The organism is Serratia sp. Sp408, from assembly GCF_057180665.1.
Genome location: NZ_JBXUFT010000004.1, coordinates 158,801 through 184,214 on the forward strand (window position 1 = coordinate 158,801; position 25,414 = coordinate 184,214).

20 protein-coding genes are annotated in these 25,414 nt (G+C 56.2%); 18 read left to right on the plus strand and 2 right to left on the minus strand.

Annotated features, from left to right (window positions below; all coding sequences use genetic code 11):
• Positions 1-4 precede the first annotated feature (4 nt).
• Positions 5-1,219: a pyridoxal phosphate-dependent aminotransferase gene (locus tag AC2AXP_RS14805; protein WP_039991881.1), complete on the minus strand. Its 1,215-nt coding sequence runs from the start codon at positions 1,217-1,219 to the stop codon at positions 5-7.
• Between the two features lie 838 nt (positions 1,220-2,057).
• Here AC2AXP_RS14805 and lrhA point away from each other — a divergent pair.
• The 14 genes from lrhA (at position 2,058) to nuoN (ending at position 19,188) form a co-directional block, all read left to right on the plus strand.
• A complete protein-coding gene (gene lrhA, locus AC2AXP_RS14810) occupies positions 2,058-2,993 on the plus strand; it encodes a transcriptional regulator LrhA (RefSeq protein ID WP_004960536.1) in 936 nt (311 codons plus the stop codon).
• 711 nt (positions 2,994-3,704) lie between these two features.
• The gene (locus AC2AXP_RS14815) at positions 3,705-4,145 is read left to right on the plus strand and encodes an NADH-quinone oxidoreductase subunit A (protein ID WP_004960537.1); all 441 of its coding nucleotides are present in this window, start codon (positions 3,705-3,707) and stop codon (positions 4,143-4,145) included.
• A 30-nt stretch (positions 4,146-4,175) separates the two neighbouring features.
• Positions 4,176-4,850, plus strand: a complete 675-nt coding sequence (locus AC2AXP_RS14820) for a NuoB/complex I 20 kDa subunit family protein (protein WP_004960540.1) — start codon at positions 4,176-4,178, stop codon at positions 4,848-4,850.
• A gap of 95 nt (positions 4,851-4,945) precedes the next feature.
• Complete coding sequence (nuoC, locus tag AC2AXP_RS14825) at positions 4,946-6,742, plus strand: NADH-quinone oxidoreductase subunit C/D (protein ID WP_004960542.1); 1,797 nt, start codon at positions 4,946-4,948, stop codon at positions 6,740-6,742.
• A 2-nt stretch (positions 6,743-6,744) separates the two neighbouring features.
• On the plus strand, positions 6,745-7,296 hold the full coding sequence (nuoE, locus tag AC2AXP_RS14830) for an NADH-quinone oxidoreductase subunit NuoE (protein ID WP_004960544.1): 552 nt from the start codon (positions 6,745-6,747) through the stop codon (positions 7,294-7,296).
• Positions 7,293-8,645 (plus strand): NADH-quinone oxidoreductase subunit NuoF, encoded by a 1,353-nt coding sequence (gene nuoF, locus AC2AXP_RS14835; protein WP_004960546.1) that lies wholly within the window; start codon positions 7,293-7,295, stop codon positions 8,643-8,645. Before nuoE ends, nuoF begins: the two co-directional genes overlap by 4 nt.
• A 228-nt stretch (positions 8,646-8,873) precedes the next feature.
• Positions 8,874-11,609 carry an NADH-quinone oxidoreductase subunit NuoG gene (gene nuoG / locus AC2AXP_RS14840; protein WP_484381779.1) on the plus strand — a complete coding sequence of 912 codons (2,736 nt, stop codon included), beginning with the start codon at positions 8,874-8,876 and terminating at the stop codon, positions 11,607-11,609.
• Positions 11,606-12,583, plus strand: coding sequence for an NADH-quinone oxidoreductase subunit NuoH (gene nuoH, locus AC2AXP_RS14845; protein ID WP_004960551.1), 978 nt, complete (start codon positions 11,606-11,608; stop codon positions 12,581-12,583). The genes nuoG and nuoH overlap by 4 nt, the downstream gene beginning before the upstream one ends.
• 14 nt (positions 12,584-12,597) lie before the next feature.
• Positions 12,598-13,140: an NADH-quinone oxidoreductase subunit NuoI gene (nuoI, locus tag AC2AXP_RS14850; protein ID WP_004960554.1), complete on the plus strand. Its 543-nt coding sequence runs from the start codon at positions 12,598-12,600 to the stop codon at positions 13,138-13,140.
• Between the two features lie 13 nt (positions 13,141-13,153).
• A complete protein-coding gene (nuoJ, locus tag AC2AXP_RS14855) occupies positions 13,154-13,714 on the plus strand; it encodes an NADH-quinone oxidoreductase subunit J (RefSeq protein WP_004960557.1) in 561 nt (186 codons plus the stop codon).
• Complete coding sequence (gene nuoK / locus AC2AXP_RS14860; RefSeq protein WP_004960562.1) at positions 13,711-14,013, plus strand: NADH-quinone oxidoreductase subunit NuoK; 303 nt, start codon at positions 13,711-13,713, stop codon at positions 14,011-14,013. The genes nuoJ and nuoK overlap by 4 nt, the downstream gene beginning before the upstream one ends.
• Complete coding sequence (gene nuoL / locus AC2AXP_RS14865) at positions 14,010-15,857, plus strand: NADH-quinone oxidoreductase subunit L (RefSeq protein ID WP_004960564.1); 1,848 nt, start codon at positions 14,010-14,012, stop codon at positions 15,855-15,857. Before nuoK ends, nuoL begins: the two co-directional genes overlap by 4 nt.
• 337 nt (positions 15,858-16,194) lie before the next feature.
• Positions 16,195-17,724: an NADH-quinone oxidoreductase subunit M gene (nuoM, locus tag AC2AXP_RS14870; protein WP_004960566.1), complete on the plus strand. Its 1,530-nt coding sequence runs from the start codon at positions 16,195-16,197 to the stop codon at positions 17,722-17,724.
• A gap of 6 nt (positions 17,725-17,730) precedes the next feature.
• Entirely contained in the window at positions 17,731-19,188 is a 1,458-nt protein-coding gene (gene nuoN / locus AC2AXP_RS14875) for an NADH-quinone oxidoreductase subunit NuoN (RefSeq protein ID WP_004960567.1), read from the plus strand.
• Positions 19,189-19,367: 179 nt separating this feature from the next.
• Here the strand turns inward: nuoN and AC2AXP_RS14880 are convergent, their stop codons facing one another.
• The gene (locus AC2AXP_RS14880; protein WP_198773464.1) at positions 19,368-20,243 is read right to left on the minus strand and encodes a LysR family transcriptional regulator; all 876 of its coding nucleotides are present in this window, start codon (positions 20,241-20,243) and stop codon (positions 19,368-19,370) included.
• Positions 20,244-20,541: 298 nt separating this feature from the next.
• On the opposite strand from AC2AXP_RS14880, the gene AC2AXP_RS14885 reads away from it, so the two are divergent.
• The 4 genes from AC2AXP_RS14885 (at position 20,542) to AC2AXP_RS14900 (ending at position 25,365) form a co-directional block, all read left to right on the plus strand.
• Positions 20,542-22,371 carry a thiamine pyrophosphate-binding protein gene (locus AC2AXP_RS14885; protein ID WP_004960570.1) on the plus strand — a complete coding sequence of 610 codons (1,830 nt, stop codon included), beginning with the start codon at positions 20,542-20,544 and terminating at the stop codon, positions 22,369-22,371.
• A gap of 115 nt (positions 22,372-22,486) precedes the next feature.
• Complete coding sequence (locus tag AC2AXP_RS14890; protein ID WP_484381780.1) at positions 22,487-22,912, plus strand: cupin domain-containing protein; 426 nt, start codon at positions 22,487-22,489, stop codon at positions 22,910-22,912.
• A gap of 52 nt (positions 22,913-22,964) precedes the next feature.
• Positions 22,965-23,834 (plus strand): DMT family transporter, encoded by an 870-nt coding sequence (locus tag AC2AXP_RS14895; protein ID WP_004960573.1) that lies wholly within the window; start codon positions 22,965-22,967, stop codon positions 23,832-23,834.
• Positions 23,835-24,120: 286 nt separating this feature from the next.
• Complete coding sequence (locus AC2AXP_RS14900) at positions 24,121-25,365, plus strand: MFS transporter (protein ID WP_004960576.1); 1,245 nt, start codon at positions 24,121-24,123, stop codon at positions 25,363-25,365.
• Positions 25,366-25,414 lie beyond the last annotated feature (49 nt).

The window sequence follows — 25,414 nt, forward strand, 5'->3', positions numbered from 1 at the left end:
ATCACTACTGACGATAACCTTCCAGGAAACGCCCCAGTTTTCCGACCGCCATTTCCAGTTCATCAACCCGTGGCAGGGTTACGATACGCACATGATCCGGGTATGGCCAGTTGAAGGCGCTGCCTTGCACCAGCAGCACCTTTTCCTGCAGCAGCAGGTCCAGCACCAGTTTCTGGTCGTCGTGAATATTAAAGCGCTTGGCATCGATACGCGGGAACATATACAGCGCACCCTGGGGTTTCACACAGCTCACGCCCGGGATGTCGTTGAGCAATTCCCAGGTGCGGTTGCGCTGTTCGTACAAACGGCCGCCTGGCAGAATAAACTCGTTGATGCTCTGGTAGCCGCCCAGCGCCGTTTGAATGGCATGCTGCATCGGCACGTTGGCACACAAGCGCATCGAGGCCAGCATTTCCAGCCCTTCAATATAGCCTTTGGCGTGTTGCTTTGGCCCATTTAGCACCATCCAGCCCTGGCGGAAGCCGGCGACGCGGTAGGTTTTGGACAGACCGTTAAAGGTCACCGTCAGCAGATCCGGCGCCAGCGCAGCGATACTGATATGTTCGGCGGCGTCGTACAGGATTTTGTCATAGATTTCATCGGCGAAGATGATCAGATTATGCTGGCGGGCGATCTCAACGATCTGCAGTAGCAACTCTTTGCTGTATACCGCACCGGTCGGGTTGTTCGGGTTGATGATCACGATACCACGGGTGCGCGGGGTAATTTTGCTGCGGATATCGTCAAGATCGGGGAACCAGCCGGACTCTTCATCGCACAGATAATGCACCGCCTTGCCGCTGGACAGCGACACCGCTGCGGTCCACAGTGGGTAATCCGGTGCTGGCACCAGCATCTCGTCGCCGCTGTTGAGCAGCGCCTGCATTGACTGCACGATCAGTTCGGAAACGCCATTGCCAATGTAGATATCCTCAACGGTAACGTCGCGCATGCCCTGCGCCTGATAGTGCTGCATGATCGCTTTACGCGCCGAGAAGAGCCCTTTGGAATCGCTATAGCCTTGCGCGGTTGGCAGGTTGCGGATCACGTCGACCAGAATTTCGTCAGGGGCCTCGAAACCGAACGGCGCCGGATTGCCGATGTTCAATTTAAGGACTTTGTTGCCTTCTTCTTCAAGACGTTTGGCTTCTTTGAGCACCGGGCCGCGAATGTCGTAACAGACGTTGTCCAGTTTGCTGGATTTCTCAATGGGGGACATAAAAAGTTGAGCCTTTTGCTGGGATAGGGCGCTCCTACCGTGGAACACCGCAACCTGTTCAATGTACTCCTGGTGCCGGCGCTTTTGAAGGGTTGGCGACGCCTTTGGTGTAAATGATCGGCCAAAAGGCGGTTTTTGACGACGATAAAACCAGGTAAAACCACTGAGTGGTATAAAGTTTCGTAAAATTATCTATCATTGGTGTTTTAAACTAACTCGCCGCCAGGCGGCGTAAAGTTTTTTTGCCCCATTGACAGGTAACGCTGGCACCGGTTGCCGGTGTACCAGGCGCAAAAAACAGTGGGCGGGAATACCGGAGTAGTCTGATAGCGCAGCGCGGCGTTCGACACCAAACTGCAGGTGAAACGTTAATTACATTAGAAATGCTTTACTTAATACGATTAATACATTTTTACCGTTCGGCGGGCCGTTTCGCCAAGGGTTTTTATTACCAATTGAATTTATTAAAGACTTTAATAACGAACCGTTTGCTACATGACGTAGCCGTAATGTTTTCATCCGCATCGGCCGTGTTTTTGGCCACCAAAGGGTAATTAAGCAGCACGTTTAGTGTGGTAATTACCGGGTGTCAACGAGTAAAATTGCCGATCCTGTCAGTATTAAACACATTGGGTGGTGATCTAACGCCTTGTTAGATAAGCATCAGCAATAGGTCACCGGGTAAAAAGCGATAGAGGTAACGAAATATAAGTAATTTTTTTGCCCTCCACTTATGAGTGGGGTACTGTCATAACAGGCATCGTCCCTTTTAAACGACGCCTTAGAAATACACCAGGGTAGTTTCAAATATAGAATTTAAAAAGTGAAGAAAAACACTATGACTAATGCAAATCGTCCGATACTTAATCTCGACCTCGATCTGCTGAGAACCTTTGTAGCTGTCGCCGATCTGAATACCTTTGCCGCAGCGGCAGTCGCCGTTTGTCGCACACAGTCAGCGGTCAGTCAGCAAATGCAACGGTTAGAGCAATTGGTTGGTAAAGAGTTGTTCGCCCGTCATGGGCGTAATAAGTTGCTGACCGAACACGGTATCCAGCTGCTCGGCTACGCCAGGAAAATCCTGCGTTTCAACGACGAAGCCTGCACCTCACTGATGTACAACAACATCAAGGGCGTTCTGACTATCGGTGCTTCTGATGATACCGCCGATACCATCCTGCCTTTCCTGCTTAATCGTGTGACTTCGGTCTATCCAAAGCTGGCGATTGACGTCCGGGTAAAACGCAGTCCGTTCATGATCGACATGCTGAAGAACGGCGAAGTCGATTTGGCGATTACCACCGTTGATACCGCCGGGCATCCGCATATCGTTCTGCGTACCTCGCCGACGTTATGGTATTGCGCTGCCGATTATCACTATCAGCAAGGCGAGCCGATTCCGTTGGTGGTGCTGGACGAGCCAAGCCCGTTCCGGTCGATGGCCATCAAGCATCTGGACGAGGCCGGCATTCCGTGGCGCATAGCCTACGTGGCTTCCACGCTGTCGGCGGTGCGAGCGGCATGCAAGGCCGGTTTGGGCATTACCGCGCGGCCGATTGAAATGATGAGTCCGGATCTGCGGGTGCTTGGCGCCGTGGAAGGATTACCGGCGTTGCCGGATACCCAGTACGCGCTGTGCAAGGATATGCAGTGTGAAAACGAATTGGCGATGGCGATTTTCAGCGCGGTGCAAAACGGCAACGAAAGCTACAGTTTTGCCGGGCCCGCGTCGTCGGCACAAGATGACGCCGTGTCGGTAGATGAAGATGAATAACGGCTGAATAGCGCCGACGTCACGCATAAAACCTCTGCTTCGGCAGAGGTTTTTTTTGGACGCTAAAGCAGGAAAGTAAGGTTTATCGCGATTTCGAAAGTAATTTCTTACGAAGCGGTTATTTGATTCGCTTTTCTTGGGGTTAAACCGGTCTATTCAACCATAAAAACCTGATTTGTATATTTTTTAACCCATAGGCTGAGGGTATAATTGCCTGGAGTTTATAAGGTTATTTTGTTATTTTTTGCACGGTCTTTTTTTGCACCAGAATTGAGCGATTTTGTGAAAGAGCCACACTTTTGTTGAGGATTTCTGTCGAAAACGTGTCCTGGATCAAAAAAATACCCCTAGGTAGTGAGTGGAACAACAGGTATTTCCTGCGAGAATGGTATAGTAAAACTGAAATGTGCATCTTGGTTTATATCTATCTGATTCTACACGGCAAAAGACTGACACGATTTAGCCTAAGCCCGGCGCATCAAATGTTAATCAAATGATACGTATGTAAACTAATGTGTAGATACTTTTGTCAAAGTTGACAAAAGGTTATAGAAAGGAGTAAAAAGCCCACAGTAAAAACGTTGCCTAACTTACTGTAAAAGCAGTCTGTTTTGTGTGGTTATTTATCCTTCCCTTAAATCGATGTGGTGCTACATCTGCCGTCACAAGAGCAGAGCAATCGACGCCACTTTTGATGAGTAAGCATAGAGTATGTCAACAACCACTGAAGTTATCGCTCATCACTGGGCGTTCGCCGTATTTCTTGTCATGGCCATCGGGCTGTGCGGCTTAATGCTGCTCGGTGCGTTCTTCCTGGGCGGGAGAGCCCGGGCGCGCGCCAAAAACACCCCGTTTGAATCCGGTATCGACTCGGTCGGTACGGCGCGCATGCGCCTTTCCGCCAAGTTCTATCTGGTGGCCATGTTCTTCGTCATTTTCGATGTAGAAGCCTTATATCTCTACGCCTGGTCCGTCGCGATCCGCGAAACCGGCTGGATTGGCTTTATCGAAGCCGCCATTTTCATTTTGGTGCTATTGGCAGGTTTGGTTTATCTGGTGCGTATTGGCGCATTGGATTGGACTCCGTCGCGTTCCCGCGGTCAGAGCAAGCCGGGCAAAATTACTAAAGCCGCCAACAGTCATCCGCAGTAATTCATTTGTGGTTTAAAACGAGGCATTAAGATGGACTATACGCTCACCCGCATAGACCCGAACGGTGAGAACGACCGTTACCCCCTGCAACAACAGGAGATCGTTGCCGATCCTCTGGAACAGCAGGTTCACCGCACGGTTTACATGGGTAAACTCGAACATGCATTGCATGACATGGTGAACTGGGGGCGTAAAAACTCTCTCTGGCCGTATAACTTCGGCCTTTCGTGCTGTTATGTGGAAATGGTGACCTCGTTTACCGCCGTTCATGACGTGGCGCGTTTCGGTGCGGAAGTTCTGCGTGCGTCGCCACGTCAGGCTGACTTTATGGTGGTCGCAGGTACCTGCTTTACCAAAATGGCCCCAGTCATTCAGCGTTTGTATGAACAAATGCTGGAGCCGAAGTGGGTTATTTCCATGGGAGCCTGTGCCAATTCCGGCGGCATGTACGATATTTATTCCGTGGTACAGGGCGTGGACAAGTTCCTGCCGGTCGACGTGTACATTCCTGGCTGCCCACCGCGCCCAGAAGCTTATATGCAGGCGCTGCTGCTGCTGCAAGAATCCATCGGTAAAGAACGCCGTCCACTGTCGTGGGTCGTGGGCGATCAAGGCGTCTACCGGGCCAATATGCAGTCGGAAAGAGAACGTAAACACGGCGAACGTATCGCAGTGACCAACCTGCGGACGCCTGACGAGATTTAAGACGGTCATGTTACGTCCATCTTGATGCGCTATTGGTTAACACAGCGAAAGTTAAGCTTGCAGCGATTTGACCCTTTAGTGTGGTGAAAAATATTATGACAGATTTAACGACGCACGACGCTTTGCCAGCCTGGCACACCCGCGATCATCTTGACGATCCGGTGATTGGCGAACTGCGCAACCGTTTTGGGCCGGAAGCCTTTACTGTTCAACCCACCCGTACCGGAATGCCCGTGGTATGGGTCAAGGCCGAGCAGCTCCTGGAAGTAATGACGTTTTTGAGAAAACAGCCGAAGCCGTACGTCATGCTGTTCGATCTGCATGGCGTCGACGAACGTCTTCGCACCCACCGCCAGGGTCTGCCTGCCGCGGATTTTTCTGTTTTCTATCATCTGATTTCCATCGAACGCAACCGCGATATCATGCTGAAGGTGGCGCTGTCTGAAAAAGACTTGCACGTGCCGACCGCGACCAAGGTGTTCCCGAACGCCAACTGGTACGAGCGCGAGACGTGGGAAATGTTCGGCATTACCTTTGACGGTCACCCGCACCTGTCGCGCATCATGATGCCGCAGACCTGGGAAGGCCATCCGCTGCGCAAGGATTATCCGGCGCGCGCCACCGAATTCGATCCGTTTGTGTTGACCAAACAGAAAGAAGATCTGGAGATGGAGTCGCTGACCTTCAAGCCGGAAGAGTGGGGCATGAAACGCGGCACCGAGAACGAGGACTTCATGTTCCTTAACCTCGGCCCGAACCACCCGTCGGCGCACGGTGCCTTCCGCATCATTTTGCAACTGGACGGTGAAGAGATCGTCGACTGCGTACCGGATATCGGCTATCACCACCGCGGCGCGGAGAAAATGGGCGAGCGCCAGTCATGGCACAGCTATATTCCGTACACCGACCGTATCGAATACCTCGGTGGCTGCGTCAATGAAATGCCTTACGTACTGGCGGTAGAAAAACTGGCCGGTATCAAGGTGCCGGAGCGTGTTGACGTCATCCGCGTGATGCTGTCCGAACTGTTCCGCATCAACAGCCATCTGCTGTACATCAGTACCTTTATTCAAGACGTCGGCGCCATGACCCCGGTGTTCTTCGCCTTTACCGACCGTCAGAAAATCTACGATCTGGTGGAAGCGATTACCGGTTTCCGCATGCACCCGGCCTGGTTCCGCATCGGTGGCGTAGCGCATGACCTGCCACGCGGCTGGGATCGCCTGCTGCGTGAATTCCTCGAATGGATGCCAAAGCGTCTGGATTCCTACGTCAAGGCCGCGTTGCAGAACACCATTCTGAAGGGGCGTTCGGTCGGCGTGGCGTCTTACAATGCCAAAGAGGCGTTGGAGTGGGGCGTCACCGGCGCCGGCCTGCGCGCTACTGGCGTCGAGTTCGACGTACGTAAATGGCGCCCGTATTCAGGCTATGAAAACTTCGATTTCGATGTGCCGATCGGCGACGGTAACAGCGACTGCTATACCCGCGTAATGCTGAAGGTGGAAGAGCTGCGCCAGAGTCTGCGTATCCTGGAGCAGTGCCTGAACAACATGCCGGAAGGCCCGTTCAAGGCCGATCACCCGCTGACTACGCCACCGCCGAAAGAGCGCACGCTGCAGCACATTGAAACGCTGATCACCCACTTCCTTCAGGTTTCCTGGGGCCCGGTGATGCCAGCCAACGAATCATTCCAGATGATTGAAGCCACCAAAGGGATCAACAGCTACTACCTGACCAGCGACGGCAGCACCATGAGCTACCGTACCCGGGTACGTACACCAAGTTTTGCTCACCTGCAGCAAATCCCGGCGGTTATCCGTGGCAGCCTGGTCTCTGACCTGATCGTCTATCTGGGTAGTATCGACTTTGTAATGTCAGATGTGGACCGCTAACTATGCACTTTCAAAAAGACAGTCACGTGAGCAACGATGCTCTAGAGCCGATCAATGCAGCCGCTCCCCAGAGCGGCGCTGATGCATTCGAATTGAGCGCTGAAGAACGTGATGCGATCGAGCACGAAAAGCACCATTACGAGGATCCACGCGCCGCGTCTATCGAAGCACTGAAAATCGTGCAGAAGAAACGCGGTTGGGTTCCCGATGGGGCGATTTACGCCATCGCAGACGTGCTGGGCATACCTGCCAGCGACGTAGAAGGCGTGGCCACGTTCTACAGCCAGATTTTCCGTCAGCCGGTAGGGCGTCACGTTATCCGTTATTGTGACAGCGTGGTCTGCCACATCACCGGGTATCAGGGCATTCAGGCCGCCATCGAAAAGAAACTGAACATCAAGCCGGGCCAAACCACCGGCGATGGCCGTTTCACCCTGCTGCCAACCTGCTGCCTGGGCAACTGCGACAAAGGGCCGACCATGATGATTGATGAGGATACTCACAGTCAGCTGAAGCCTGAAGACATCGAAAATCTACTGGAGCAGTATCAATGATCAAAGACATTGTACGCACTCCCGAGATGCACCCGCTGACCTGGCGACTGCGCGATGACAAACAGCCGGTATGGCTGGATGAGTACCGCAGCAAAAACGGCTACGCGGGGGCAGAAAAGGCCATCAAGGGGCTGGCACCCGACGAGATAGTCAACCTGGTAAAAGACGCCGGGTTGAAAGGCCGTGGCGGCGCGGGCTTTTCCACCGGTCTGAAGTGGAGCCTGATGCCAAAAGACGAATCCATGAACATCCGTTACCTGCTGTGTAACGCCGATGAAATGGAGCCGGGCACCTACAAGGATCGCCTGTTGATGGAACAGCTGCCGCACCTGCTGGTGGAAGGCATGCTGATTTCGGCCTTTGCGCTGAAAGCCTATCGTGGCTATATCTTCCTGCGTGGCGAATACGTCGAAGCGGCGGTGCACCTGCGTCGCGCCATCGCCGAAGCGACCGAAGCCGGCCTGCTGGGCAAAAACATCATGGGCAGCGGATTCGACTTTGAGCTGTTCGTGCACACCGGCGCCGGCCGCTATATCTGCGGTGAAGAAACCGCGCTGATCAACTCGCTGGAAGGCCGCCGCGCCAACCCGCGCTCCAAGCCACCGTTCCCGGCCTCTGCTGGCGTATGGGGCAAGCCGACCTGCGTCAACAACGTGGAAACCCTGTGCAACGTCCCGGCGATCCTGGCGAACGGCGTGGACTGGTACAAGGGTATTTCCGCCGGCAAGAGCAACGACGCCGGTACCAAACTGATGGGCTTCTCCGGCCGGGTGAAAAATCCGGGCGTCTGGGAGCTGCCGTTTGGCACCACCGCGCGCGAGATTCTGGAAGATTACGCCGGCGGTATGCGTGATGGCCTGAAGTTCAAGGCCTGGCAACCGGGTGGCGCAGGAACCGACTTCCTGACCGCTGACCACCTCGATCTGCCGATGGACTTCGAGAACATCGGCAAGGCTGGCAGCCGTCTGGGTACCGCGCTGGCGATGGCGGTGGATCACGAAATCGGCATGGTGCCTCTGGTGCGCAACCTGGAAGAGTTCTTCGCCCGCGAGTCCTGTGGCTGGTGTACGCCGTGCCGCGACGGCCTGCCGTGGAGCGTGAAGATCCTGCGCGCATTGGAAAACGGCGAAGGCCAGCCGGGGGATATTGAAACCCTTGAACAGCTGTGCCGTTTCCTTGGCCCGGGCAAAACCTTCTGCGCCCATGCGCCAGGTGCCGTAGAGCCACTGCAAAGCGCAATTAAATATTTCCGTGACGAGTTCGAAGCCGGGATCAAAGTGCAGCAATTTAGCAATGCACACGCCATTGGCGGCATCCAGGCGAACAACTTGTTGAAACAGCGCTGGTAACTATTTTGGCAGGATGAGGGGCGTCGAACAGAGCCTCTCGGCTTGTTGATTAAGCAGAATTTTATAATTAACGCTTGGAAATAATCTAAGCATTTGCGTTGCGGCAAGGCGGCAACCGAGAGAAGCACCGGAAGTTTTATTGCAATGACCGGTGTGAACGAGGACAGCCAACACGGCAGCGGCGTAAAGGATGAAGGTTATTTCAGGCAAATTGGAAGCATGCTGACTATGGCTACGATTCATGTAGACGGCAAAGAATACGACGTAGATGGAGCCGACAACCTGTTGCAGGCGTGTCTCTCCCTCGGCCTCGATATTCCTTACTTTTGCTGGCATCCGGCGCTGGGAAGCGTCGGCGCTTGCCGCCAATGTGCGGTAAAGCAATACCAAAACGCGGAAGATACGCGCGGCCGTTTGGTGATGTCATGTATGACACCGGCGGCCGATGGAACCTTCATTTCCATTGACGACGAAGAAGCCAAACAGTTCCGTGAGAGCGTGGTTGAATGGTTGATGACCAACCACCCACACGACTGTCCGGTGTGCGAAGAGGGCGGCAACTGTCACCTGCAGGATATGACGGTGATGACCGGCCACAGTTTCCGTCGCTATCGCTTCACCAAGCGTACTCACCAGAATCAGGACCTGGGGCCGTTTATCTCGCACGAGATGAACCGCTGCATCGCCTGCTACCGCTGCGTACGCTACTACAAGGATTATGCCGACGGTACCGATCTGGGAGTGTATGGCGCACACGACAACGTCTACTTTGGCCGTCCGGAAAGCGGCACGCTGGAAAGCGAGTTTTCCGGTAACCTGGTGGAAGTGTGCCCTACCGGGGTCTTCACCGACAAAACCCACTCCGAACGCTATAACCGTAAATGGGACATGCAGTTTGCGCCAAGCATCTGCCAGCAGTGCAGCGTGGGTTGCAACACCAGCCCAGGCGAGCGCTACGGCGAACTGCGTCGTATTGAAAACCGTTACAACGGCAGCGTGAACCATTACTTCCTGTGCGACCGCGGCCGTTTCGGCTACGGCTACGTCAATCTGGACGACCGTCCACGTCAGCCGCAGCAGTTGCGTGGCGATGACTGGATCACCCTGAACGCCGAGCAGGCGATGCAGGGCGCGGCAGACATTCTGCGTCAGGCGAAGAAAACCATCGGCATCGGCTCGCCGCGCGCCAGCGTGGAAAGCAACTTCGCGTTGCGTGAACTGGTCGGCGCCGAGAACTTTTACACCGGTATCGCCCAGGCGGAACAATCGCGTCTGGCGCTGATGCTCGACGTGCTGAAAAACAGCGGCGTTTATACGCCGGCGCTGCGCGAAATCGAAGATTACGATGCGGTGCTGGTGCTGGGTGAAGATCTGACCCAGACAGGCGCGCGCATCGCGCTGTCGGTGCGTCAGGCGGTGAAGGGCAAGGCGCGGGCCATGGCTGCGGCGCAACGCGTTGCCGACTGGCAGATCGCGGCAGTGCAGAACATTGGTCAGCACGCCAAACACCCGCTGTTCATCACCAACGTCGACAATACCCGTATGGACGACATTGCGGCCTGGAACTACCGTGCACCGGTCGATGAGCAGGCTCGCCTCGGCTTCGCCATCGCTCACGCGCTGGACAACGCCGCGCCAGCGGTGGATGGTCTGGCCGATGACTTGCACAAGAAGGTGGCGATTATCGTGCAGGCGCTGACCGATGCGCGCAAACCGCTGATCGTCACCGGCAGCAACGCCGGCAGTGAAGCAATCATCAAAGCGGCGGCCAACATCGCCAAGGCGTTGAAAGGTCGCGGTTCTGACGTCGGTATTACCTTTGTGGCCGGCGCGGCCAACAGCATGGGGCTGGCGATGATCGGCGGCGGTTCGCTCGATCAGGCGTTGGAACAGCTGGCAACGGGCGCCGCCGATACCGCCATCGTGATGGAAAACGATCTTTATCGTCATGCACCGGCAGCCAGGATCGAAGCGGCACTGGCGCAGGTCAGCAACCTGATCGTTGCCGATCACCAACGCACCGCCATTATGGACAAGGCCAATCTGGTGCTGTCGTCGGCCAGCTTTGCCGAAAGCGATGGCACGCTGGTCAACCAGGAAGGCCGCGCGCAGCGTTTCTTCCAGGTTTACGATCCGGCCTACTACGATGACGCGAAGAAAAACGTCCGTACCGAAATGCTGGAAAGCTGGCGCTGGATGCATTCGCTGCATTCCACCTACACCAGCCGTCAGGTTGACTGGACGCAGCTCGATCACGTGATCGCCGCCTGCGTCGAGGCATTGCCGCAGCTGCAAGGCATCAAGGATGCCGCACCGGACGCTTCGTTCCGCATCCGTGGGCAGAAACTGGCGCGTTCACCGCACCGTTACAGCGGACGCACCGCGATGCGCGCAGACATCAGCGTGCACGAGCCGCGTCAGCCGCAGGACAAAGACACCATGTTCGCCTTCTCGATGGAAGGGAACAACAACCCGCTGGCCGATCGGCAGCAAATTCCGTTTGCCTGGGCACCGGGCTGGAACTCACCGCAGGCGTGGAACAAGTTCCAGGCCGAAGTGGGCGGCAAGTTGCGTCATGGCGATCCGGGCGTGCGTCTGATCGAAGCAGGGGAGGGCAACCTCGACTACTTCACCAGCGTACCGACCGCCTTCGAGGCGCAAGGCTGGCGTGTGGCGCCGTATTATCACCTGTTTGGCAGCGATGAAATGTCGCAGCGCTCGCAGGTTATCCAGCAGCGCATGCCGCAGGCGTACGCGATGGTTAACCCGGCCGACGCCGCGCAGTTGGGCGTTAACGAAGGCAGTATGGTGGAGTTCAACTGTGCGGGTCAGACGCTGCGTCTGCCGGTGCGGCTGAGTGAAACCCTGTCTCAGGGTCAGGTTGGTTTGCCGCTCGGCTTGCCAGGGATCCCGCCGGTGCTGGTGGGTGCAACGGTTGAAAATCTGCGGGAGGCGGCACGATGAGCTGGTTTACCCCTGAGGTGATCGATGTGCTGATCGCCATTTTGAAAGCGGTGGTTATCCTGCTGGTGGTGGTGAGCTGCGGCGCCTTTATGAGCTTCGGCGAACGCCGTCTGCTCGGGCTGTTCCAAAACCGTTATGGACCTAACCGTGTCGGCTGGGGCGGCTCGCTGCAGCTGGTTGCCGACATGATCAAAATGTTCTTCAAGGAAGACTGGGTACCGAAATTCTCCGACCGGGTGATCTTCACCCTGGCGCCGATGATCGCCTTTACTTCCCTGTTGCTGGCATTTGCCATCGTCCCGGTCAGTCCGACCTGGGCGGTGTCCGATCTCAACATCGGTATTCTGTTCTTCCTGATGATGGCTGGCCTGGCGGTATACGCCGTGCTGTTCGCCGGCTGGTCGAGCAACAACAAATACTCGCTGTTGGGGGCGATGCGTGCTTCGGCACAAACCCTGAGCTACGAGGTGTTTCTCGGCCTGTCGCTGATGGGCGTGGTGGCGCAGGCAGGTTCGTTCAACATGCAGGCCATCGTCGAGTCACAGGCTCACGTCTGGAACGTCATTCCGCAATTCTTTGGTTTCGTGACCTTTGCCATTGCCGGCGTCGCGGTGTGTCACCGCCACCCGTTTGACCAACCGGAAGCGGAGCAGGAGCTGGCTGACGGTTACCACATTGAATATTCCGGGATGAAGTTCGGTCTGTTCTTCGTCGGTGAATACATCGGTATCGTTACCGTTTCGGCCCTGATTGTGACGTTGTTCTTCGGTGGCTGGCAGGGTCCGTTCCTGCCACCGTTCATCTGGTTCGCGTTGAAAACGGCTTTCTTCATGATGATGTTCATTCTGATTCGTGCTGCTCTGCCGCGTCCGCGTTATGACCAGGTGATGTCCTTCGGCTGGAAAGTGTGCCTGCCGTTGACGCTGCTGAACCTGCTGGCGACCGCTGCGGTCATTTTGTACAACGCTCAATAAGGGGTGAATAAACCATGACATTGAAAGAGTTAGTGGTTGGTTTCGGCACCCAGGTGCGCAGCATTTGGATGATTGGCCTGCATGCCTTCGCCAAGCGCGAAACCCGCATGTATCCGGAAGAGCCGGTGAACCTGCCGCCACGCTACCGCGGCCGCATCGTGCTGACGCGCGATCCGGACGGCGAAGAGCGCTGCGTAGCCTGTAACCTGTGCGCGGTTGCCTGCCCGGTGGGCTGTATTTCGCTGCAAAAGGCCGAGCAGAAAGATGGTCGCTGGTATCCGGAATTCTTCCGCATCAACTTCTCGCGCTGCATTTTCTGCGGCCTGTGCGAAGAAGCCTGCCCAACCACCGCGATCCAGCTGACGCCGGATTTCGAAATGGGCGAGTTCAAACGCCAGGATCTGGTGTATGAAAAAGAAGATCTGCTGATCTCGGGCCCGGGTAAATATCCGGAATATAACTTCTACCGGATGGCCGGTATGGCAATTGACGGCAAAGCGAAAGGCGAAGCCGAAAACGAAGCCAAGCCGATCGACGTCAAAAGCCTGTTGCCGTAAGGAGCCAGCAAGCATGGAAATTGCATTTTATCTGGCAGGTTTGATAGCGATTCTCGCGACTATTCGCGTGATCTCGCATACCAATCCTGTGCATGCGTTGCTGTATCTGATCGTCTCGCTGTTGGCGATCTCGGCAGTGTTCTTCTCATTGGGCGCCTATTTTGCCGCCGCGTTGGAAATCATCGTCTATGCCGGCGCCATTATGGTGCTGTTCGTGTTCGTGGTGATGATGCTGAACCTGGGTAATGCGGTTCAGCAGCAAGAGCGCGAATGGCTAAAACCGTCGCTATGGATTGGACCGGGACTGCTGTCGCTGATCCTGCTGGTGGTATTGATCGTTGCCATTCGCAGCGTGTCCGACCAGGGCATCAGCGGCGAGATGGTCGACGCCAAGGCGGTCGGCATCAGCCTGTTCGGCCCTTACGTGCTGGCGGTTGAACTGGCTTCAATGCTGCTGTTGGCGGGGCTGGTGGTTGCCTTCCACATTGGCCGCGAACACAAGCCGGGCGAAGTGCTGAGCAGCACCTCGGCCAGCGGTGAGATGGCGAAAAGAAAATCGGAGGAGCAAGCATGATCCCTCTTCAACATGGACTGATTCTGGCGGCAATTTTGTTTGTGCTCGGGCTGACCGGGTTGCTGATTCGCCGTAATCTGCTGTTTATGCTGATCAGTCTGGAAGTGATGATCAACGCTGCGGCGTTGGCGTTTATCGTGGCGGGAAGCTACTGGGGCCAGGCGGACGGGCAGGTGATGTACATCCTGGCGATCAGCCTGGCGGCAGCCGAGGCCAGTATTGGTCTGGCGTTGCTGCTGCAGCTGTACCGTCGTCGTCATACCCTGAATATCGATACTGTCAGTGAGATGCGCGGATGAACCTATTATATTTAACTATTCTGCTGCCGCTGATCGGCTTCCTGCTGTTGGCATTTTCCCGTGGCCGCTGGTCCGAGAACGCGTCGGCGACCGTCGGCGTCGGTTCCATCGGCCTGGCTGCGCTGGTCACGGTGTATGTGGCGATGGACTTCCTCAGTCAAAAAGCCGCGGGCGTGCCGCTGTTCGAGCAGCATCTGTGGACCTGGATGGCGGTGGATAACTTCAATATCGGCGTCACGCTGGTGTTGGACGGCCTGTCGCTGACCATGCTGTCGGTGGTTACCGGCGTCGGCTTCTTCATCCACATGTTTGCCTCCTGGTACATGCGCGGTGAAGAGGGGTACTCGCGCTTCTTCGCCTACACCAACCTGTTTATCGCCAGCATGGTGGTATTGGTGCTGGCGGATAACCTGCTGCTGATGTACCTGGGCTGGGAAGGGGTGGGGCTGTGCAGTTACCTGCTGATCGGCTTCTATTACAAGGATCCGGCCAACGGCGCTGCGGCGATGAAAGCATTTATCGTCACCCGCGTCGGCGACGTGTTCCTGGCGTTTGCACTGTTCATTCTGTATCACGAACTGGGCACGCTGAACATCCGCGAACTGATGGTGCTGGCACCGCAGAAACTGGCGGTGGGTGATACCGCCATTACCTGGGCGACGCTGATGCTGCTGGGCGGCGCGGTCGGTAAATCCGCACAGCTGCCGTTGCAAACCTGGTTGGCCGATGCGATGGCCGGCCCGACGCCGGTGTCTGCGCTGATCCACGCCGCTACCATGGTGACCGCGGGCGTTTACCTGATCGCCCGTACGCACGGCCTGTTCCTGATGGCGCCGGAAGTGCTGCACCTGGTGGGTATCGTGGGGGCGGTAACGCTGCTGCTGGCCGGTTTTGCCGCACTGGTACAGACCGACATCAAACGCGTGCTGGCCTATTCCACCATGAGCCAGATTGGCTACATGTTCCTGGCGCTGGGCGTACAGGCGTGGGATGCGGCGATTTTCCACCTGATGACGCATGCGTTCTTCAAGGCGCTGCTGTTCCTGTCGTCCGGTTCGGTGATCCTCGCCTGCCATCATGAGCAAAACATCTTCAAAATGGGTGGCCTGCGCAAGAGTATTCCGCTGGTGTATGTCTGCTTCCTGGTGGGGGGCGCGGCGCTGTCGGCGTTGCCGCTGGTCACCGCAGGCTTCTTCAGTAAGGACGAAATCCTGGCGGGGGCAATGGCCAATGGTCACCTCAATCTGATGATTGCCGGCCTGGTCGGTGCATTTATGACCTCGCTGTATACCTTCCGTATGATTTTCATCGTGTTCCATGGCGAAGAGAAGATCAAGGCGCATGCCGGCAAGGGGATTACCCATCACCTGCCGCTGCTGGTGTTGCTGGTGCTATCGACCTTTGTGGGCGCGATGATCGTGCCGCCATTGCACGGCGTATTGCCAGCCACCACCGAACTGGCGCATGGCAGCGTGCTGACGCTTGAAATCACCTCCGGGGTGGTGGCGATCGTCGGTATTCTGCTGGCGGCCGCGCTGTGGCTGGGCAAACGCAGCCTGGTTAGCGCAGTTGCCAACAGCGCGCCGGGTCGTTTCTTCTCGACCTGGTGGTTCCATGCCTGGGGCTTCGACTGGCTGTATGACAAGGTATTCGTCAAGCCTTACCTGGGCATTGCACGCCTGCTGCAAAGCGATCCGTTGAACTCGCTGATGAACATACCGGCCGTGTTCTCCCGCTGGGGGAACCGAGGCCTGACGGTCAGCGAAAACGGGCAGGTACGCTGGTACATCGCCTCTATGGGTGTGGGTGCAGTGGTCGTATTGGCGCTGTTGATTTTGGTTTAAATATACCCGGCATACTTGAAGCGGCATCGTTGTTGGCTCCACCTGTAGTCCCGGTCATAGAGTTTTCTCTGTCGCCGGGGACTTACAGACCCGCCGCCTTGATGCAACTGCAATTATTTAGGGTATGGCTAATTTCAACAGATGCAATTATCGGGCGTAGCATCCGTTAACTCGGTGTTATGCGGAATGTTTTATACCGTGTGAATTTCGCGTTGTGGTCAGGTGGCAAGTGGGTGTATCTCCGGGAACTTACTCAAGTAAGCGGCCGGGGTGAGCAAACCAGGCCAACAACGCCATAACGTGAAAGACAACGGTAGAATAAGGGACACAAAACGCCATGCTATTACCTTGGCTAATTCTTATCCCCTTTATCGGCGGTCTGCTGTGCTGGCAGTGCGAACGTTTTGGCAGCAAGGTGCCGCGTTGGATCGCGTTAATCGCAATGGGGCTGACATTGGCGCTTTCTCTGCAGCTGTGGTTGCAGGGCGGCTATACATTGCTCAAACCGGTGGGGCTGCCGCAGTGGCAATCCGAGTTTATTCTGCCGTGGATCCCGCGTTTCGGCATTACCGTGCACCTGGCGCTGGACGGCCTGTCGCTGCTGATGGTGGTGCTGACCGGGCTGCTCGGCCTGCTGGCGATCCTCTGCTCCTGGCGTGAAATCCAGAAATATCAGGGCTTCTTCCACCTGAACCTGCTGTGGATCCTTGGCGGCGTGATTGGCGTGTTCCTCGCCATCGACATGTTCCTGTTCTTCTTCTTCTGGGAAATGATGTTGGTGCCGATGTACTTCCTGATCGCACTGTGGGGTCACAAGGCGTCAGACGGCAAAACCCGCATCACTGCGGCAACCAAATTCTTCATCTATACCCAGGCCAGCGGTCTGGTGATGCTGATTGCCATTCTGGGGCTGGTGTTTGTTCACTACAATGCCACCGGCGTGTGGACCTTCAACTACGAAGATCTGCTGAAAACCCCGATGTCGCATAACATCGAATACCTGTTGATGCTCGGCTTCTTCATCGCATTTGCGGTGAAAATGCCGGTGGTGCCGTTGCACGGCTGGTTACCTGATGCGCACAGCCAGGCGCCAACCGCCGGTTCGGTGGACCTGGCCGGCATCTTGCTGAAGACCGCGGCCTACGGCCTGCTGCGCTTCAGTTTGCCGCTGTTCCCGAACGCTTCCGCCGAATTTGCGCCAATCGCCATGTGGCTGGGCGTGGTCGGTATCTTCTACGGCGCCTGGATGGCGTTTGCGCAGACCGATATCAAACGCCTGATCGCCTACACCTCGGTGTCCCATATGGGCTTCGTGCTGATTGCCATCTACACCGGCAGCCAGCTGGCTTACCAGGGCGCGGTGATTCAGATGATTGCCCACGGCCTGTCGGCTGCCGGCATGTTCATCATCTGCGGCCAGCTGTATGAACGCCTGCACACCCGTGACATGCGTCAGATGGGTGGCCTGTGGGGGCGCATCAAGTTCATTCCTGCGCTGTCGCTGTTCTTCGCGGTTGCTACCCTCGGCATGCCGGGGACCGGTAACTTCGTCGGCGAATTCATGATCCTGTTTGGCAGCTTCCAGGTTGTTCCGGTGATCACGGTGATTTCCACCTTCGGTCTGGTGTTTGCCTCGGTCTACTCGTTGATCATGATGCAGCGTGCGTACTATGGCGCACCGAAATCTGACCAGCCGTTGCCGGGCATGACCGCGCGCGAACTGTTCATCATTCTGCTGCTGGTGGTTCTGCTGGTACTGCTGGGCTTCTACCCGCAGCCGGTGCTGGACACGTCTGCCGCTGCGATGAGCAACGTGCAACACTGGTTTGGTTCGTCAGTTTCTGCAATTTCAACAACAAGGCCGTAATTCGCCATGACAATAACTCCTCAACAACTGATCGCACTGTTGCCGCTGTTGATCGTCGGATTGACGGTAGTGGTTGTGATGCTAAGCATTGCGTGGCGACGCGACCACTTTATCAACGCCACCCTGACCGTCATTGGCCTCAACCTGGCGCTGCTTTCTTTGTACTTTGTTGGCCAGGCCGGCCCAATGGACGTCACACCGCTGCTGCGGGTGGACGGTTATTCGATCTTCTATACCGGGCTGGTGCTGCTGGCGAGTCTGGCCACCTGTACTTTCGCCTATCCGTGGCTGGTTGGTTATCCGGACAACCGCGAAGAGTTCTACCTGCTGGTGCTGATTGCCGCCATGGGGGGCATTCTGCTGGCGAGCGCCAACCATCTGGCGTCGCTGTTCATCGGTATTGAACTGATCTCGCTGCCGCTGTTTGGGCTGGTGGGTTATGCCTATCGTCAGAAGCGTCCACTGGAAGCCGCCATCAAGTACATGCTGCTGTCCGCTGCCGCCTCCAGCTTCCTGCTGTTCGGCATGGCGCTGCTGTACGCCGAATCCGGCGATCTGTCGATGGCCGGTCTCGGCAAGAGCCTCGGTGAAAACATGATGCACCAGCCGCTGATCCTGGCCGGTATGGGCATGATGATCGTCGGTCTGGGCTTCAAACTGTCGCTGGTACCGTTCCAACTGTGGACGCCGGACGTGTATCAGGGCGCGCCTGCGCCGGTTTCAACCTTCCTGGCAACCGCCAGCAAGATTGCGATCTTCGCCGTGGTGATGCGTCTGTTCCTGTACGCGCCGGCGGCGGATAACGAAGCGTTACGCATGGTGCTGTCGATCATCGCGGTGTGTTCGATTCTGTTCGGCAACCTGATGGCCATCAGCCAGACCAACATCAAACGTCTGCTGGGTTATTCCTCCATCGCCCACCTCGGTTACCTGCTGGTGGCGCTGGTGGCGGTGCAAACCCATCAGCTGGCGCTGGAAACCGCCGGGGTCTATCTGGCCGGTTACCTGTTCAGCAGCCTGGGGGCGTTCGGCGTCGTCAGTCTGATGTCCAGCCCGTACCGTGGCCCGGATGCAGATTCGCTGTTCTCCTACCGCGGCCTGTTCTGGCACAAGCCTATCCTGTCGGCGGTAATGACGGTGATGATGCTGTCACTGGCCGGTATCCCGATGACGCTGGGCTTTATTGGCAAGTTCTTCGTTATCGCGATGGGCGTCAGCGCACAGCTGTGGTGGCTGACCGGTGCCGTGGTGCTGGGCAGCGCCATCGGTTTGTACTACTACCTGCGCGTGACCGTCAGTCTGTTCCTCAGCGCGCCGGAAACCCTGTCGCGCGATACGCCGAACAACTGGGCGCTGACTGCCGGCGGGGTGGTGGTGCTGATTTCTGCCGCGTTGGTGCTGATTCTCGGTATCTATCCGCAGCCGTTGATTACGCTGGTACAGATGGCGCAACCGACGTTCTAAGTCTGACTCAGGCAGTAAAAAGGTCGCTTCGGCGACCTTTTTTTATTGGTAGAGGATGAGATTACAGCGTCATCTGCCGTCGGCGACAGCTGTCGTGCTGTCTGATATTGGCAGTGCACTGTGGAAAACGTCGGGCGGCAGGAGCTTGTCCTACCGGCCTTCCAGAGACCCTCGGGTCGTCAGTGGGGATAGTGTGTAAATGCCTCTTCCAGTGCGGAAACTACCGCCCGCACTCGGGCAGCCCGTTGCAAATCGGGATGCAGTACCAGCCAGATATCCACCCAGTCCTTGCTGTCCGGGAAGATACGCACCAAATCCGGATCCTCATCCGCCAGAAACGATGACAGCAGCCCGATGCCAAGTCCGTTGCGAGTGGCAGAGCGCAGCAACAGCTGCGAATTGCATTGCAGCACCACGTTGGGGTTGATCAGCGTTTCGCCGCAAAAGTCGTTCCAGTGGCGCGGTACCAGTTCACGTGGGAACATCAGCAGATCGTGACCACGCAGGTGGTCGCCCTTGAGTGGAACGCCGTGCTTGTCGAGATAGTCCTGGGTGGCATACAGCCCCATTTCGATGGTGGCCATCCGCTTGATGATCAGCTCGTCGGAATCCGGTCTTGCACCGCGGATCGCCAGATCGGCGCCGCGATACGAAATATCGGAAATATTCACCGCGGTCAGCAGGGTGACGGTGATCTGCGGATGCCGTTCACGCAGATACCTGAGTGCGGGAATGACAAACGCTTCGGCCATGGTATCGGTAGTCGCAATGCGCACGTTGCCACACAGGCTGTCGTCACCGCTGGTTGCTTTGCGACCGATGGCCTGTACCGCATTTTCCATGTTCATTACGTCTGCCAGCATTTCCTCGCCCAACGGGCTGAGTGAGAACGATTTTGGCGTGCGAATGAACAGCTTTGAGCCCAGGGCTTCTTCAAAAGCGGCGATACGCCGACCGACGGTGGCCTGATCAACATGGAGTTCATGCGCGGCTTTGCGTAACGTGCCGCAGCGCGCCACCGCCAGGAAGAAGCGTGCGTCATCCCAATTCATCATGTTGTTTCCTTTTTATCGCTTTTTCCGGATACGGCGCGGTTTTTGCTGGCGTCAGCGGGCTTGACGAGCGACTTGCGCCAAAAATGAGGCATCCGTATCATAATTATTTATTATGTTTCAGGATATGAATAATTGCATCATTGAGAAGCAATTTTGCATCTTTATTTTTACCTACCAAACCTTATGCTACTCAACGCTTATGCTGTGATCTGGCGCACATTTATAAGAGCCTGTCTCTACCGGGGTTTCCACCTGAAGGGATGCGCTCGAATTTCCCCTCTTGATTGGACATTAAACCATGGAGTCTCACGCAGAGAACATGTACACCCCGGTGGCTCTGGCGACCGCGAACGGTGTCAGCGTTACCGTTTCTTCCGACCACAAAACCGCACAGACCAATAATGCGGATGCGATTATTCAGGCGCTGGCAGCACGTGACATTCAACACATCTTTCTGGTACCCGGCAAACTGATCTATCCGCTGATCAAATCGATCGAAGGTTCGACCATTGCCGGCATCGTTGGGGCGCACGAAACGGCCTGTGGCTTTATGGCCGATGGCTACGCCCGTGCCAGTGGTAAATTCGGCGTCTGTCTGGGGATTTCCGGCCCTGGCACCATGAATTTTCTGCCGGCGATGGCAGCGGCGCAGGCAGATAAAATCCCGGTGTTGTACCTGGCTGGCGGTATCGCCACCCACCACGAAGCGCAGGGGGCATTCCAGGACGGCAGCAACAGCGGCATCGATGAGCTGACCATCGTCAAACCCTTGCTCTCTGCGGCGATCGAAGTAAAAAACAACCTGACCTTGCCGCATGAACTGCGCCGCAGTCTGTCGTGCCTCAACGGTCAGCGCAAAGGCCGCGCTTACCTCAGCGTGCCGGTGGACATGCAGAAACGGTCATGGGGTGAGGTTGAACGGCCTGTGTCGCCGCGTGCGCCGGTGTGCCGTGAAACGGCGGTGGATCACGCGGCGCTGGAGGGCATTCTGGACGATTACCTGCTACGCGGCCTGAATATTGCCTGTCTGGTCGGCAGTCGGGTAAACAACCCGCAAGACGCCGCACTGCTGCTGAGGGTGGCGGAAAAGTACCAACTGCCGGTCGCGACTACCCTGGGTGGAAAGGGCGCTTTCCCCGAAGGCCATCCGCTGGCGCTGGGATTGTACGGCTTTGCCGGCCACACCCGAGCGGTAGAGACGCTCAACGGTGATGAGGTCGACGTACTGCTGGTGCTGGGCTGCGATCTCGGCCAGCGCGACAGTTTGAACTGGAGCGCAAAATTACACGGTAGCAAAACGCTGGTGGTGCTCGACGAGGACTTTGACAAGGCCAGTTCCCATTACCAGCCGGACGTACAGATCTTCTCCAGCCTGAGCGGATCGCTGCAACGGCTGCTGAATGCGGTGGCGGATGACGATGCTCATCTGGCCAGCATCATTAAACTGCGCATGCAGTGGATGGAGCACGTCAGTCGGCTGCCGCTCGAGCTGCCGCCGCCGGATCTGCCGGCACGCACCGTAACAGGCGAAACCGCTCTTTATCCCGGAGATGCCATCAAGCGCCTGCGCAGTCACTTTGCGCCGGATGCCAACGTGGTGGTCGATTCCGGCGCACACCGCATCTTCATGGCACACCACTGGCACAGCAACGGTGGCGGTGATTATCACACCTCCAGCTCGCTGGCGCCGATGGGGTGGGCGATTTGTGCCGGCATCGGCATCAAGCTGGCGGCGCCGCATCGCGATTGTCTGGTGGTGACCGGCGACGGCTGCATGTTGATGCACGGCATCGAAATCCAGACGGCGGCGCGCTATCGGGTCAAGATGACCTTTGTGGTGATGAATAACTGTGCCCATGGCGCGATGCATATTGATACCTTGCAAAATCGCGGCATATCCGCCGATTACACCGCATTACCGAATCACGACTGGCAGGCGTTTGCCAACAGTCTGGGCGTCGCGGCGGCCAAGGCTGCGACGCTGGATGAGTTGGATCGGGCGCTGGCGGCCGCCGCCGAACATGACGGCCCGTATCTGATCGAAATGATGGTGGGTAATCATGCGGTGCCCAATCGTTACTATGCCGAGAGCGTCGTAGAATACCAACGGCGCATCGAGGGCGTGTAATGCGTAACGGCTGCCCGAGTCGCATTGCCTGCAGGGCGGCCAGCAACGGTAGTTTGCTCAATCTCGCGTTGCGTCAGGGTGTTTTCATCAATAACGATCACGGAGCGATAATCCCATGTATAAGGCACTATTACTGGCAATAACCAGCGCGGCTTGCGGCAATGCGTTGGCGGCAGACGATCACGGCGAGGGCATCAGCAAGGAAACGCTGCTGAAAACCGAAACATCATGGGAGGGCACGCCGTACGGGCATTATCCAGTCGGCGCGCCGCAAATCACCATGCTGAAGGTGACGGTGGAACCCAATAAGGTATTGGCCTGGCATACGCACCCGTGCATCAGCGCGGTGCATATGACCGGTGGCAGCGTGTCACTGACGGTGGAAAAAACCGGCATAAAAAAAACCTTTAAGCAGGGTGACTCTTTCACCGATACGGTAGATATTGTTCATCAGGGCGTTTCGGGAGACAAGGGCGCGGAAATGCTGGTGTTTTTCGCCTGTGCGGATAACCGGCCGCTAACGGTCAGCGCTGGGAAATAACCGGCTAATTCAGGGTGCTGCGGTCTGTTACAGGCCGCTATCAGAGGGTGTTATGGTCGCTTTATGGATGTTGGTCGCCAGCGTGTTTTTTGCGCTGATGGGGGCCAGCATAAAACTGGCGTCGGTGAAGGTCGGTTTTTTCGAGATCGTTTTTTACCGTTCGTTTATTAACGTGCTGATCGTCGCAGCGCTGATTAAAATCAAGAATCTGGGATTTCGCACGCGTCATTTGGGATTACATATGAAGCGTGCGGCCATCGGTAATGCGGCGATGTATTGCGGTTTTTACTCACTGATTCATTTGCCGATCGCCACCGCCACCACGCTGGGTTACACCAACCCGATCTTTCAGTCGGTGATTACCTTTGTTACGGCCAAGGGGCAGTTGACCGGCAGGCTGCTGTTTTCGGTATTGTTGGGGTTTGTCGGCATCCTGGTGTTGTTACGGCCCGATGTGCCGCACGGTGCCTATGCCGCTACGCTGATCGGTTTGCTTTCCGGCCTGTTGACCGCGCTGGCGTATTTCAACGTCGGCAAACTGGTGCGCACTGGCGAGCCTGAACTGCGGGTGGTGTTCTATTTTTCACTGGTGGGCACGCTGGTCGGGGTGGTGATGACCGGCGCCATCGGCTTTAGCGCACTGGATGCTGCCACCTTGCTGAACGTCTGCGCGATTGGCGTATTTGGCAGTCTGGGGCAGATCACCATGACTCGCGCTTACGGCAGCGGCAACCCGGTGATTGTCAGCATTCTTTCATACAGCACCATTATCTTTTCTACCTTGCTCGGCTTCCTGCTGTTTAATGAAAAACTCTCCTATATCGCCGCTGCGGGTATGGCGTTGATCATTCTTTCTGGCGGGTTGGCTATCGCACGACGCTCATCGGCGAAGACGCGCAAGGCTGAGGCGGTACAACCGTGATTAAAATAAGCATGGCTAAAGTATTATTGCTTATAACTTATGCTTATTTTTTCCAAGGTAAGCCGTGCTTATCGAACAACGGCGGTATCGTCCAGGTCTGTTAGCGTTTATCATAGCTGGCATTAATGTTTCTCACGGCATGCAATATTGAATCACCGTGATGCATTCTTGGCTATTTTGGCTGTTATTCCAAAACGGTATGATGCACGCGTTTCCTGATGCAGTTTGGTTTTCAGGGTTGCGCGTTTATCAAGGCTTAACGCCTTGCTTGTTTTGGGAGTGAGTAATGTCTGCAAGTTTGGCCGTTGATGAAACCGCTAAAGCGAACTCGGTGACGTCGCATTTTGCTATTCTGCTGTTTTTAGCGTTGGCGCTAATGTCGGCATTGTTAAACAGCAGTGCACCGACACCGCTTTATCCGCTTTATCAACATCAGTTGGGGCTGACATCGGTCAGCCTGACCATGATTTACGGCGCTTACGCCGCCGGCGTGCTGATTTCGCTGTTTGGCGTTGGCAATATGGCTGGCAAGGTCAAGGATCTGCGCAGTATGATCGTTCCGGCACTGTTGATAGTGTTGGCCGGAGCGTTACTGTTTTCGCTGGCGGATTCGTTTTGGATGATGTTTATGGCGCGTCTGCTGGCCGGGGTGGGTACCGGGGCGTTGACCGGTGCGGCCAATATCGCGCTGGTGCGTTTTGGGCCAAAAGACGGCGGCAAGAATGCGGCATTGATTGCCACGCTGTCGTTCACCATGGGGCTGGCGCTGGGGCCGATTTTCAGCGGTGTGGCGCTGCAAACCGGATTCCATACCACCTCGCTGCCATTCATCATTATCATGGTAGTGGCGGCAGTGGCTGTGCTGGGCGTGATGCTCAAGTGGCCGCGTGATGTGGTGATTGCGCCGCTGAACGGTCAGTCGGTGGCTGCCGCTGAAGTGGAAAACAGCGGCTTGGCCGAGGGGCTGCGAGCTACCGGCAGCAAGTTTTTCCTCTGTGCTGGCGCGTTGTTTATCTGTTGGGCGGTAGCTGCCAGTATTCTGGCGATTGGCCCGAGCGTGGCAGAGAAACTGTTAGGTATGCACAGCCGTGGCATGTATGGCTATGTGATTGCGGTATATCTGCTGATTGCCGGTATCAGCCAGATTCTGAGTCGCAGAATCAATGCCCGACACTCGCTGATGTTTGGTTGTCTGGCACAGGCGTTGTCGGTGGTGGTATTCGCTGAAGCGATACATATCCATTCGCTGGCGCTGGCTGGTGCCGGCATGGTGATTGCGGGTTATGCCTACGGTGCGATTTTTGTCGGCAGCGCGACGCTGGTGAATCTGATTTCACCAAAATCCAGCCATGCACGATTGATTTCGCTGTTTTATGTGATTGCTTATATCGCCAACTGGGTGCCAATCCTGTTGGGGGTGGTTATCGACCAGGTGAGTTTGCTCCTGGCGGTTAACCTGCTGTTTATGGTCAGTACGGTAGTTTGCCTGGCATTGAGTGTGCTGGTAACGCGAGCGGGATTCCCGCGCTGATTACGCGTTGATTAAGGTAACCGTACGACCGACGATTTCCCTGGTGTTG